The 12,031-nt window shown below is 71.5% G+C and carries 14 protein-coding genes; 8 read left to right on the forward strand and 6 right to left on the reverse strand.

Going from position 1 to position 12,031, the window contains the following annotated elements:
• Positions 1 to 5: 5 nt before the first annotated feature.
• The 4 genes from ACIWQI_RS11735 to ACIWQI_RS11750 all read right to left on the reverse strand — a co-directional run bounded on the left by ACIWQI_RS11735 (position 6) and on the right by ACIWQI_RS11750 (position 3,078).
• Complete coding sequence (locus ACIWQI_RS11735; RefSeq protein ID WP_396657625.1) at positions 6 to 476, reverse strand: DUF6325 family protein; 471 nt, start codon at positions 474 to 476, stop codon at positions 6 to 8.
• A 128-nt stretch (positions 477 to 604) separates the two neighbouring features.
• Positions 605 to 1,501: a formylglycine-generating enzyme family protein gene (locus ACIWQI_RS11740; protein ID WP_396657701.1), complete on the reverse strand. Its 897-nt coding sequence runs from the start codon at positions 1,499 to 1,501 to the stop codon at positions 605 to 607.
• 38 nt (positions 1,502 to 1,539) lie between these two features.
• Positions 1,540 to 2,190 carry a hypothetical protein gene (locus tag ACIWQI_RS11745; RefSeq protein WP_396657626.1) on the reverse strand — a complete coding sequence of 217 codons (651 nt, stop codon included), beginning with the start codon at positions 2,188 to 2,190 and terminating at the stop codon, positions 1,540 to 1,542.
• 57 nt (positions 2,191 to 2,247) lie between these two features.
• On the reverse strand, positions 2,248 to 3,078 hold the full coding sequence (locus ACIWQI_RS11750) for a mechanosensitive ion channel family protein (protein ID WP_396657628.1): 831 nt from the start codon (positions 3,076 to 3,078) through the stop codon (positions 2,248 to 2,250).
• A gap of 43 nt (positions 3,079 to 3,121) precedes the next feature.
• Here ACIWQI_RS11750 and ACIWQI_RS11755 point away from each other — a divergent pair, with 43 nt between their 5' ends.
• From ACIWQI_RS11755 to ACIWQI_RS11770, 4 genes are read left to right on the forward strand one after another with little or no spacing between them, the layout of a single operon-like run.
• Positions 3,122 to 3,919: a sulfite exporter TauE/SafE family protein gene (locus ACIWQI_RS11755; protein ID WP_396657629.1), complete on the forward strand. Its 798-nt coding sequence runs from the start codon at positions 3,122 to 3,124 to the stop codon at positions 3,917 to 3,919.
• 24 nt (positions 3,920 to 3,943) lie between these two features.
• Positions 3,944 to 4,390 carry a MaoC family dehydratase N-terminal domain-containing protein gene (locus ACIWQI_RS11760; protein WP_396657630.1) on the forward strand — a complete coding sequence of 149 codons (447 nt, stop codon included), beginning with the start codon at positions 3,944 to 3,946 and terminating at the stop codon, positions 4,388 to 4,390.
• On the forward strand, positions 4,390 to 4,782 hold the full coding sequence (locus ACIWQI_RS11765; RefSeq protein ID WP_396657632.1) for a MaoC/PaaZ C-terminal domain-containing protein: 393 nt from the start codon (positions 4,390 to 4,392) through the stop codon (positions 4,780 to 4,782). The genes ACIWQI_RS11760 and ACIWQI_RS11765 overlap by 1 nt, the downstream gene beginning before the upstream one ends.
• Before the next feature lie 7 nt (positions 4,783 to 4,789).
• Positions 4,790 to 5,935, forward strand: a complete 1,146-nt coding sequence (locus ACIWQI_RS11770) for a UDP-N-acetylmuramate dehydrogenase (protein WP_396657702.1) — start codon at positions 4,790 to 4,792, stop codon at positions 5,933 to 5,935.
• 15 nt (positions 5,936 to 5,950) lie between these two features.
• Here ACIWQI_RS11770 and ACIWQI_RS11775 read toward each other — a convergent pair whose 3' ends face one another.
• Complete coding sequence (locus ACIWQI_RS11775) at positions 5,951 to 6,577, reverse strand: hypothetical protein (RefSeq protein ID WP_396657633.1); 627 nt, start codon at positions 6,575 to 6,577, stop codon at positions 5,951 to 5,953.
• A 190-nt stretch (positions 6,578 to 6,767) separates the two neighbouring features.
• On the opposite strand from ACIWQI_RS11775, the gene ACIWQI_RS11780 reads away from it, so the two are divergent.
• Complete coding sequence (locus ACIWQI_RS11780) at positions 6,768 to 7,937, forward strand: sensor histidine kinase (protein ID WP_396657635.1); 1,170 nt, start codon at positions 6,768 to 6,770, stop codon at positions 7,935 to 7,937.
• On the forward strand, positions 7,930 to 8,613 hold the full coding sequence (locus ACIWQI_RS11785; protein ID WP_396657636.1) for a response regulator: 684 nt from the start codon (positions 7,930 to 7,932) through the stop codon (positions 8,611 to 8,613). The genes ACIWQI_RS11780 and ACIWQI_RS11785 overlap by 8 nt, the downstream gene beginning before the upstream one ends.
• 28 nt (positions 8,614 to 8,641) lie before the next feature.
• Here ACIWQI_RS11785 and ACIWQI_RS11790 read toward each other — a convergent pair whose 3' ends face one another.
• Positions 8,642 to 9,841 (reverse strand): pyridoxal phosphate-dependent aminotransferase, encoded by a 1,200-nt coding sequence (locus ACIWQI_RS11790; RefSeq protein WP_396657637.1) that lies wholly within the window; start codon positions 9,839 to 9,841, stop codon positions 8,642 to 8,644.
• Between the two features lie 36 nt (positions 9,842 to 9,877).
• Between ACIWQI_RS11790 and ACIWQI_RS11795 the strand changes: the two genes are divergently transcribed.
• Both ACIWQI_RS11795 and ACIWQI_RS11800 read left to right on the forward strand, forming a co-directional pair.
• A complete protein-coding gene (locus ACIWQI_RS11795) occupies positions 9,878 to 10,183 on the forward strand; it encodes a hypothetical protein (RefSeq protein ID WP_396657638.1) in 306 nt (101 codons plus the stop codon).
• 91 nt (positions 10,184 to 10,274) lie between these two features.
• A complete protein-coding gene (locus ACIWQI_RS11800) occupies positions 10,275 to 11,990 on the forward strand; it encodes an acyl-CoA dehydrogenase (RefSeq protein WP_396657640.1) in 1,716 nt (571 codons plus the stop codon).
• Positions 11,991 to 12,031: the final 41 nt, after the last annotated feature.

A 12,031-nucleotide genomic window follows, 5' to 3' on the forward strand; every position in this document is an offset into this window, starting at 1 on the left:
CTCCCTCAGCTCTCCAGTTCGTCTTCCAGTTCTGCTTCGATCTCGGCCTCGACCTCATCGACGGCGTCCACGATGGCGTTGACGACGGGCGCCGGGATGCGCTCCACACTGAGCACCTCCGCACCCGAGGCGGCGATCTTCTCGGCGAGGTCGCGTGCATAGGCCATCTCCAGCACCACCAGCGCGGCCGACTGCCCCGGGGGCACGAGCTCGGCGAGCTCGTCGATGTCCTCATCTCCGGCGATGCCGATGGCGGCCAGCTCGAGGTCGCCGAGTCCGTACTCGTCGGCATCCTCCTCGACCTCGACGACCGTCACCTCGCCGTCCTCGGAGCGGGAGATGATGATGAAGTCGAGCAGGCGCATGAGGCCGCTCTCCAGCAGGCCGGCGAGCGCGTCGACGACGGCCGGAGCCGGCCGCTCGCCCTCGAATCCCACCAGATACAGTTCGACGGGTCCGTAACGGAACTCTGCCATGGACGTTTCCTCTCGTCGATCCACAAGGCCTTCCGCGGCTCACAGTAGACGCGGCGCGGGCGGATGCGCTAGTGGCGGGGTGCTGGTGGCGCCGAGCCCGCGCGTCCGCTGTGCCACGGGCGGGCGCCTCAGGCGTCCCGCGCGCACCGGAAGCCGATGTGGGTCGCCGCGGTGTCGTCGGCCTGGGGAGAGCGCGCCGCGGGGCGGAAGCGCAGGCAGTAATCGGGCGAGCACAGGTACGAGCCGCCCTTGAGCACACGCCGCGGAATCCGCGATCCGGGCTCGGCGCTCGCCGTGGCGAGCAGCCCGGCGCGCCGGCCCTGGTCCACCGGCGCGCGCCCCGGAACGAGGTGGCGCGTCGTGTAGTAGTCGCTGGTCCACTCCCACACGTTCCCGATCATGTCGAACAGGCCGTATCCGTTCGCCGGATACGAGCCGACCGGGGCGGTGCCCGCGCCGAACCGCCCTCGGTTGTCGTAGGGGAACCGCCCGATCCACGTGTTCGCCTGCGGGATGTCCCCCGGGTAGGGCTCGTCGCCCCAGGCGAAGCGGGCGCCGTCCCCTCCGCCGCGCGCGGCGTATTCGTGCTCGGCCTCAGTGGGCAGGCGCTTGCCCGACCACCGCGCGTACGCCGCGGCATCCTCGAACGCGACCTGCACGACGGGATGCCGCATCCGACCGTCGATCGTCGACTCCGGGCCCTCCGGGTGGCGCCACTGGGCACCCGGCTGCCAGCGCCACCACTGACGCCAGTCGGCGAGGTCGACCGGCCCGGGCGTCGGGGTGAACACGAGCGCACCCGGGACCAGGTCCTCCGCGGCGACGCCCGGATAGTCGGCGGCATCCATGGGCCGCTCGGCCACCGTGACGTAGCCGGTCGCCTCGACGAAGGCGGCGAAGTCCTCGTTGGTGACCGCGTGCCGATCGAGGAGGAAGCCGGCGACGGTGCGCTCGTGCACGGGGCGCTCGTCGGGGTAGAACTCCTCCGACCCCATGCGGAAGGTGCCGCCGGGGATCGGCACCATGTCGTCGGGCACTGGGTCGTGGCTCACATCGCACCGCGTCAGATCTTGATGGGGAAGGTGAGCACGATGACCGCGCAGGCGACGCCCACCGCGATCGCGAGCCCGAGGAACGTGTGCCGTGCCCACCGCGTGATGTCGCGCTGCGACAGCGCGGTGAGGAAGAGGACCAGGGCGAACAGCACCGTCAGCAGCGAGTAGTTGTCGCCGCGCTGGTTGTAGGTCAGCGCGTCCTGGAATCTGGTGTCGGCGCGCTTGTTCAGCTCGGCCGCCTCGTCGGTGCCGGGCGGCACGTACTCCGCAATGGCGAAGGGTCCGTGCGCCTGACGCCCGCCGTCTGTCCACGCGTCGAAGGCGACGCGCAGATGCGGGGGGAACCGCGCCTCGACGTACTCGGCCAGTTCGGCGTCGCCGGCGAACTCGGCGCGCACCCACTCGATGTACAGCGAGAGGTCGTACTGCGTCGCACTGCGGGCTTCGCCCGCGGCGGTCGCCGCCTGGATGCGCGCGCTGGAGGCCTGGCTGAAGGCGATCGACATCTCGCCGCCCCACTTGGACGCCTCGAAGCCGCACCAGGCCGTCAGCACCGCGGTGATCGACAGCACGAGCACGGTGACGACCTCGAGCGCGCGTTCCCCGCGCCGCGATCCGGTCCGCTCAGGCGAGCGGTCACCCTCGGGAGTGTCGGTCACGCGCCGAATCTAGCGCCGGGCGGGCGCCGGCACCACTGGCCTTCAGAGCATGCGCGGTCAGACCGGATCGGGCGGCGTCAGCGGAGGATCGCCCGGAGTGCTGGTGACCGTGCCGTCGAGCCCGGCTGCGCCGAGGGCCTGCGAGACGGCGAGGACGACGCCCGAGGTGACGGTGACCGACTCGAGCGGATGGTGCCAGAACTGCACGCGCGCGGTGAGGCGGTCCGGAGAGACGGTGACGGCGAGCGAGCGGGTGTGCTCGCGCGTGTGGACTCCGTCGACGGAGCTCGCGGCATCCGTCAGCATCGTGAGCGTCGCGGGGATGTCCGTGCCGGCCGTCCGCGGAATCCGCACCTGCACCTCGCTGCGGCGCATTCCGCGTGCGGAATGATTGACGATCGGCTCGCCGAGCATGGTGGAGTTGGGGATGTGCACCGAGCGGCCGTCGACGGTGTGCAGCACAACCGACCGGCCGTTGAGCTCGACGACCGTGCCGACGACGCCCTCCGACTGCACCTCGTCGCCGAGCTTGATCGGATGCCTCGTCTGCAGCATCACCCCGGCCGCGAAGTTGTCTGCGAACCCGCGCAGCACGAGCACGGCGACGATGCCGAGGATGATCACGATCGCGAGGAGGGGCTGCACGCCGACCCCGAGAAAGGCGAGCCCCACGCCGATCCCGAGCAGGATCACGAGGTAGCGCCCGATGCGGGCGACCAGCAGCGCCATGCTCTCGGTCACGTTCGGCGTCCTGCGCATCAAGGTGCGCAGTCCCCGGAACACGAAGATCGATGCGATCCAGCCGGCCAAGGATGCCAGCACCGCCCACAGCAGATCCCAGCCGCTGATGTCCGATGCTCCGAGCGCGCTGAGGTCGATGCCGCTCATGCGCGACACTGTAGCGGAGCGTGGCATCGATAGGGTGGAGCGGATGGACGGATCGCAGGCGGCACGGGCCCGCGGCGCGCGTGCGGTGCTCGCCTTCATCGGCATCGGGCTGTCGGCCGGTCTGCTCTCGGGCCTGTTCGGCGTGGGGGGCGGAACCGTCATCGTCCCGCTGCTGGTGATGGTGCTCCATTTCGATCAGCGGCTCGCGGCGGGGACGTCGCTGGCGGCGATCGTGCCCACCGCGGCCATCGGCGTGATCTCGTACGCCGTGCACGACGGCGTCGCCTGGATTCCGGGTCTGATCCTCGCGGCCGGGGCGGTGGTCGGCGCCCAGGTCGGCACGTGGCTGCTGCCGCGCATGTCGCAGACCGTGCTGCGCTGGTGCTTCGTGGGATTCCTCGTCGTGGTGATCGTGGGACTGTTCGTCGTCGTCCCCTCCCGCGACGCGGTCCTCGAGCTCACCTGGGTGACGGTGCCCGGACTGGTCGTGCTCGGCGTCATCACGGGTCTTCTCGCGGGACTGCTCGGCGTCGGGGGCGGCGTGATCGTCGTGCCGGCACTCCTGCTCCTGTTCGGCACCAGCGACATCATCGCCAAGGGCACGTCGCTGCTCATGATGATCCCCACGGCCATCTCGGGCACGATCGGCAATCTGCGCCGGCACAACGTCGACCTGCTGGGCGCCGCGCTCGTGGGCGCCTCGGCCTGCACGACCACCGCCCTGGGAGCCTGGATCTCGACGCTCATCAGCCCGCTCGTGGGCAACATCCTCTTCGCGGCCTTCCTCGTGTTCATCGCGGTTCAGATGGCGGTGCGCGCAGTCCGGGGCCGCGGCCGCTGAGCGCGCCCCCGGTAGGATGCCAGGGTGCCCGTGAATCCCGATCTGGTCGGCCGCGCCTTTCCGCCGACCGCCCCCTACCTCGTGGGGCGCGAGAAGGTGCGGGAGTTCGCCCGCGCCGTCTTCGCGACCGACCCGCAGCACACCGATCCGGCCGCCGCACAGGTGCTGGGCTATCCCGATGTCGTCGCGCCGCCGACGTTCGCGATGGTCATCCAGGATCTGACCCTGCAGCAGCTGCTGGCCGAACCCGACTCGGGCATCGCGCTGGAGCGCACCATCCACGCCGAGCAGCGTTTCCGCTACACCCGCCCGATCGTCGCCGGCGACGAGCTGACCGCGCAGCTGAGCATCAGCGGCGTGCGTGCGGTCGGCAAGGGGGCCATGGTCACCAGCGAGGCCGAGATCGTGGATGCCGCCGGCAGCCACGTCGTCACGGCCACCTCGGTCCTGCTGATCGGAGGCGAGGAGTGATGCAGATCGGAGACGTCGTCGCCGAGCGCACCGTGCACCTGACCCGCGAGGCGCTGGTGCGGTACGCGGGGGCGTCGGGCGACTTCAACCCGATCCACTACCGCGACGACGTCGCAGCACGGGTGGGCCTGCCCGGGGTGCTCGCGCACGGGATGCTCACGATGGGTCTCGCCGTCGAGACGATCGTGCCGTGGCTGGGCGATGCGGGCCGCATCGTCGAATACGGGGTCCGCTTCACACGCCCGGTCGTCGTCGACGCCGAGGACGGCGCCGAGGTCACCGTCGTCGCGAAGGTCGGCGCCGTCGACGACGACACCGCGCGCATCGACCTGACGGTCGCGCACGGCGACACCACGGTGCTCGGCAAGGCGCAGGTCCGCGTCCGGCGCTGACACGACGATCCACGACATGGCCGAAGTCACCCCCATCCCGCTCGCACGCCTGACGACGCTGCGCACCGGCGCCGCCCCGCAGCGCATGATCGACGCGCACACCCGCGACGAGCTGGTCGAGGCGCTGCGGGAGGCCTGGAGCGGCGACGAGCCCTGGCTCGTGCTGGGCGGCGGATCCAACCTGTTCGTCGGCGACGAGCCGCTGGAGGGAACCGTCATCCGCGTGCTCACCAGCGGAGTGGAGCGGATGCCGGGGGCGCGGCCCGGCACGGTGCGACTGCGTGTCGCGGCCGGGCACTCCTGGGACGACCTCGTCGCCTGGACGGTCGACCACGGGCTGGCCGGCATCGAGGCGATGTCGGGGATCCCCGGCACGGTGGGCGGCGCTCCGGTCCAGAACGTCGGCGCCTACGGGCAGGAGATCGAGCAGACCCTCGTCGAGGTGGGGCTGCTCGACGAAGGCGCCGACGAGCCGGTGACTGTGCCGGCATCCGAACTCGGGTTCGGGTTCCGCACCTCCGTGCTCAAGCACCACTACGGCTCTGCGCCCCGCCGCCGCGCCGTCATCGTCTCCGCCACCCTCGAGCTCGCCGAGGTGGGCGATGCCGAGCGCCCCATTCCCGGCGAGCAGCTGCGCCGCGCCCTGGGCCTGGAGCGCGGGCAGGCCGTGTCGCTGCGCTGGATCCGCGAGCACGTGCTGGCCACGCGCCGCGGCAAGGGGATGGTCGTCGACGACCACGATCCCGACACGCACAGCGCGGGTTCGTTCTTCCAGAATCCGATCGTGTCGGCATCCTTCGCCAGAACCCTCCCCGCCGCCTGCCCGCGCTGGCCGGTGCGCCCCGACCTCGACCCCGTCACGATCATCCCCCTCGCCGAGTTCGACGGCTACGTGCCGCGGCCGTCGGGGGAGGCCCCCGACGTCAAGGTCAGCGCCGCCTGGCTCATCGAGCAGTCCGGCATCCGCAAGGGGTTCAAGCTGCCGCGTTCGCGTGCCGCTCTGTCGTCGAAGCATGCGCTGGCGCTCACCAACCGCGGCGGAGCGACGGCAGCCGAGATCAGCGAGCTGGCTCGCTACATCCAGAGCCGCGTCGCCGCGGAGTTCGGGCTGATCCTCCAGCCCGAACCCGTGCTCATCGGCGTCGAGCTGTAGGCGCGCGCCGCGCGGTCAGTTCGCCGCAGCAGCCCGCGCCGGCTCGGCGGCATCGGTCGCGGTCCACTCGCGCACCGTCGTCCAGTCGCGCAGGTCGCTGCGAGCGGTGACCACGGCGAGTCCGCCGAAACCCACCACCAGCAGGACCGCCGACGCGAGGCTCGCCCAGATGCCCAGTCCGGAGAGGAAGAACTCGACGACGACCCAGCCGATCAGGACGATCCACAGCCACGCGACGCCGAGCCGGGCTCGGAACAGCGCGATCGCCAGGACGATCGTCCCGCCGATGATGCCGACCATCGTCGGCGGTGCGATGAGGTCGAGCGCCCACGGGGCGGATGCGGCATCGGGATCAGGGGCGACCAGCATCGATCCGGCGAAGGCGGCGTGCCCGAATGCGCTGAGGAAGAGGAGGCCGGAGGCGATGGGCGCCAGCACGGGCGTGCGATCGCGCAGCAGGTGGCCGAGTCCGACCGCGGAGACGCCGAGCGCGGCCTGAGCGCACAGGAAGGCGAGCGCGGAGACGGGCGCGGCGTCTGGATCGGAGTTCAGGGCCGTCGCGATGAACGCGACGCCGGACGCCGACCACAGCGCGAGGGCGATGACGGTCGTGAGGCGGTAGAGACGGGCGAGGTTCGACATGGGCGGATCCTTGATCATCGAGGTGCGGGAGGTCCGCACGGTGCCGCCGACGCTACGGAGCATTCGCCGCGGCGCCATCGGCCTGCGGTCTGCGCCGGGTCGACCTCGGCGGCGATCGGATAGACCGCGGTCGACAGCCCATCGACCGCAGGAGGATCACCGGCGACCTGTGACGCAGTAGCGTGCGGCCATGTCGCGGCGGCAGCTCTGGATCGGCCTGCAGGATGCATGCCTCGCGCTGGTCGTCGTCGTCCTGGGGCTCGCCGAGCTGTGGGTGCCGTTCGAGTCGGTCTACGGCGACGGCTCGCCGGTCGTCAGCTCGATCGGCGTCGTGCTCGCCGGAGGCGCACTCGCACTCCGGCGGCTGCGCACCGAGGCGTGCGTCGCGGTGTTCCTGATCTGGCTCGTGATCGGCATCGCGACGCTCGGCCACATGCACGCCTTGTTCTTCGGGCAGGTCGTGCCCTTCATGCTCGCTCTGTACTCGCTGGCGCGACACGGCAGCGGGCGCCTGCCGTGGGTGGGCGCCGCGGTCGCGGCGGCCACCCTGCTCTTGGGCGACTTCGTGATCGAGGCGCTGCAGGGGCTCGACGAGATCGTCTTCCACTGGGCCATGTGCGTCATCGCGTTCGCCGTCGGGCGGGGCCTTCGGCTGTCCGAGCAGCGCGCGGTGAGCGCGGCGCTGCGGCTCAGCGCGGCCGAGCACGAACTGCGGGAGGCGACCATCGCGGCGGTCGCCGCCGAGCGCACCCGCATCGCGCGCGAGCTGCACGACAGCCTGGCCCACTCCGTCAGCGTCATCGTGGTGCAGGCGGGCGCCGCGGAGCAGGTCGTCGAGGACGATCCCGCCTTCGTCGCACGCGCCCTCCGGGACATCCGGTCGGTCGGGACGGCATCGCTGGACGAGGTCAGGCGGGTCGTCGAGATGCTGCGCGGGCCGGGCGACGCGGTCTCGCTCGATCCGCAGCCGGGTCTTGCCGCACTGCGCGAACTGGTCGAGTCATCCGATTCGCAGACGCTGCGCACGACCCTCGACACCGCCGGGGATCTGGGCGCCGTATCCCCGGGACTCGGCCTGGCGGTCTACCGCATCGTGCAGGAGGCGCTCACGAATGTGCGCAGGCACTCGGATGCCTCGCAGGCGCACGTCATCGTGCGGGCCGCCGATGACCGGGTCGAGGTGGATGTGCAGGACAACGGGACGGCGATCCGGGCGGAGCGGCCCGGGCGGGTCGGTCACGGCCTGATCGGGATGCGGGAGCGGGCAGCGCTCTACGGCGGTCACGTGACGGCCGCGCGCACCGACGCCGGCTTCCGCGTCACGGCCGTGCTCCCCACGCCGGAGGTGACGCATGGCTGAGGATGCCGGGCACGCACTGCGCGTCCTCGTCGCCGATGACCAGGACCTCGTGCGCACGGGATTCCGGCTCATCCTGGAGCGTGCCGGGATCGACGTCGTGGCCGAGGCCGCGGACGGTGTCGAGGCGGTGGCGGGAGCACGCGAGCACCGCCCGGACGTCGTCATCATGGACATCCGGATGCCGCGGATGGACGGCATCGAGGCCACCCGGCGCGTCGTGGCCGTGCCCGACCCGCCCAAGGTGCTGGCCCTGACGACCTTCGACCTCGACGAGTACGTGTACGGCGCGATCCGCGCGGGCGCCTCGGGATTCCTCCTCAAGGACGTGTCCCCGGCGGGGCTCGTGCAGGGCGTGCGTGTGATCGCCGCCGGTGAGGCGATGCTGGCGCCGGCGGTGATCGACCGCCTCGTCGCCCGGCATGCGATCGCCGAGCCGGAGGCCGACGTGCCCGCCGCGATGCAGGCGCTCACCGACCGCGAGACGGAGGTCCTCAAGCTCGTCGCCCGCGGGATGGCCAACTCCGAGATCGCGGCGCAGCTGCACCTCAGCGAGGCGACCGTCAAGTCGTACGTGTCGAGGCTGCTGTCCAAGCTCGGACTGCGCGACCGGGTGCAGATCGCCGTGCTCGCCTACGAGACGGGGGTCGTCCGGGCGGGTGAGCGGGAAGACCCGTGACACCTCGGCGGTGTGCGAGCGGTCGGCGTCAGGAGAACAGGGACTGGAGGCGCTGCAGGCCCTCCTGCAGCTGCTCGTCGCCGAGTGCGTACGACAGCCGCAGGTAGCCCGAGGGGCCGAACGCCTCGCCGGGCACGACCGCCACCTCGACCTCGTCGAGGATGAGGTCGGCCAGCTCCAGTGACGTCTCCACCCGGGTTCCCCGCCACTCGCGGCCGAGGAGCCCTCGCACGTCCGGATAGACGTAGAACGCGCCCAGCGGGTTGGGGACGGTCACCCCTTCGATCTCGGAGAGTCCGGCGACGATCAGCCGTCGGCGCCGGTCGAACGCCTGACGCATCCGCTCCGCCGCGTCCTGCGGGCCGGTGAGCGCCTCCAGCGCCGCGCGCTGGGCGATGTTGTTCACGTTGCTCGTCAGGTGCGACTGCAGGTTCGCGGCGAGCTTCACGGCATCCTTCGGCGCGGTCATCCAGCCCACCCGCCACCCGGTCATCGCGTACGTCTTCGCGACCCCGTTGACGAGGATGGTCTGGCCGGCCGCTTCAGGGACCGCTGCGACGATGGACACGGCCTCGGCGCCCTCATACGTGAGGTTCTGGTAGATCTCGTCGGTGATGATCCAGATGCCGTGCGCCACCGCCCATTCCCCGATCGCGCGCGTCTGCTCCGGTGTGTAGACCGAGCCGGTGGGATTGGACGGCGATACGAACACGAGCGCGGTGGTGCGGTCGGTGCGGGCGGCCTCCAGCTGCTCGACGGTGACCTTGTAGTCCTGGTCGGCGCCGGCGAACACCTCGACGGGCACGCCGTCGGCCAGGGCGATCGCCTCCGGATAGGTCGTCCAGTACGGTGCAGGCAGCAGCACCTCGTCGCCGGGATTCACCACGGCCTGGAACGCCTGGTACACGGCCTGCTTGCCGCCGTTGGTCACGACGATCTGCGACGGGTCGACCTCGAGTCCCGAGTCGCGGCGGGTCTTGTCGGCGATCGCATCGCGCAGCGCGGGAAGGCCTGCCGCCGGCGTGTAGCGGAAGTTCGCCGGGTCGTCGAGGGCGCGCCGGGCGGCGTCGACGATGTGCGGCGGAGTGGGGAAGTCGGGCTCGCCCGCCGCATAGGAGATGACCGGCCGGCCGGCCGCCCGCAGCGCCTTGGCCTTGGCGTCGACCTTGAGGGTCGCCGACTCGGCGATGGCGGCCAGTTTGCGCGAGAGCGGTGCACGTCGGGTCACCCCTCCAGCGTACTTGGGCGGGGCTATGGTGAGCAGATGGAAGGCGCGGTGGTGGTGTTGTTCGTGCCGGCCGTGATGCTCGTCGCCGGCGGGGTGCTTCTGGCCGTGTGGGGGGCGCGCAGCCCGTCGCCGCCGCGGGCTGTCGGCGTGCTGCGCATGATCGCGGGGGCGGGGATGCTGGGCGCCGCCGTCGTCGCCTTCGGCGGCCTCTACATGGACACACCGGACGGCCTGATCGTGTACCCGATCCTCGGCGTCATCGTGGGCGTCGTCTGGATCGTGCCGTGGATCGCCGTCGCCGCCGTCCTCTCGTCGCGCGCGCGTCGGCGCGCGTGGAACTGACGCAGCGGCCTCTGGAGCTGGGACTCAGTTCCATCTAGAATGGTACGCAGTCTCATTGGTGCGCGCCGACCCGCACCCCGAAAGGACCGTCATGCCGGACGCCTCCGTCTACACCCCGCCCGTTCAGGACTACGCGTTCCTCTACCGCGATGCGTTCGGCGCCGATCTGGTGGCACGCGCCACCGACGGTGCCATGACCGCGGATGACGCCGTCGACGTGCTGACGGCGGCCGGCGAATTCGCCGCCGAGGTGCTGGCGCCGCTCGATCAGGCGGGCGATCGCATCGGCGCGCGGCTCGTCGACGGCCGCACGACGCTGCCGGACGGCTTCGCCGAGGCCTACGACGCGCTCGTGGGGGCCGGCTGGATCACTGCGGGGGCCGCTGCCTCCGCCGGCGGCGACGGACTGCCGGTGCTCGTGCAGAACGGCCTCAGTGAGATCTGGAACGCGGCGAACATGGCGTTCGCCCTGAACGTGCTGCTGACCTCCGGCGCGATCCACGCCCTCGACGCCGTCGCCTCGCCCGAGTTGCGCGAGACCTACCTCGCCCCGCTCGTGGAGGGCCGGTGGACCGGGACCATGAACCTCACCGAGCCGCAGGCGGGCACCGATCTCGGTGCGATCCGCACCATGGCCACGCCGAACGACGACGGCACGTGGTCGATCTCCGGGCAGAAGATCTTCATCACGTGGGGCGATCACGAGCTCGCCGAGAACATCGTGCACCTCGTGCTCGCCCGGACGCCGGACGCCCCCGAGGGCGCCAAGGGCATCTCGCTGTTCGTCGTGCCCCGCACGCTCGTGAACGACGACGGCTCGCTGGGCGAACGCAACCGCGTGCAGACGGCGTCGCTCGAGCACAAGCTCGGCATCCACGCAAGCCCCACCTGCGTGCTCGTCTACGAGAACGCGACCGGGTACCTCGCCGGCGAGCTGCACGGGGGGCTCGCGGGCATGTTCGTCATGATGAACGCCGCCCGCGCCGGCATGGGCCTGCAGGCCACCGGGGTTGCCGAGCGCGCCTACCAGCGTGCGCACGCCTACGCGCAGGAGCGGCTGCAGGGTCCGGTGCTCGACCGGCCCGCGGGGACGACGATCGCCGAGCACCCCGATGTGCGACGGCTGCTGCTGTCGATGTCGAGCGAGATCTACGCGATGCGCGCGATGGGCGTGCTGCTGGGCGATCTGTTCGACCGCGCCGAAGCCGACGGCACGCTCGCGCTCGCCGAGTTCCTGGTGCCGATCTTCAAGGGGTGGGCCACCGAGGAGGCTCTGCGCCTCACGTCGGATGCGATCCAGGTGCACGGCGGCGCGGGCTTCATCGAGGAGACCGGTGTCGCCCAGCACTACCGCGACGCACGCATCATGCCCATCTACGAGGGCACCACCGCGATCCAGTCCAACGACCTGATCGGCCGCAAGCTCATCCGCGACGGCGGAGCCACGGCATCCGCTCTGTTCTCCCTCGTCGACGAGAACATCGCGGCGCTGCGCGCGGCGGGCCACCCGGTCGCCGCGCGGGCGGCCGAGCGGCTGACCCGTGCCCTCGGCGCGGCGCGACGGGCCACCGACGCCCTCCTCGCCTTCGGCGCGACGCGCGACGCGTACGCCGTCAGCGTGCCGTATCTCATGCTGCTGGGCACGCTCGTGGGCGGCTGGATGCACGGACTCGCCGTCACCGCAGTGCTCGCCGGCGCCGACACGCACCGCGACCAGCGGCTGACGGCGGCCGACTTCTACGGCGTCCACCACCTCTCGCGCGTGGCGGGGCTGGCCGAGACGGTGCAGGCGGGCGAGATCGCCTGAGACACGAGGATGCCTCCGGGCCCGCGGGCCGGAGGCATCCC

The organism is Microbacterium sp. (genome assembly GCF_044508325.1).
GTDB lineage: Bacteria > Actinomycetota > Actinomycetes > Actinomycetales > Microbacteriaceae > Microbacterium.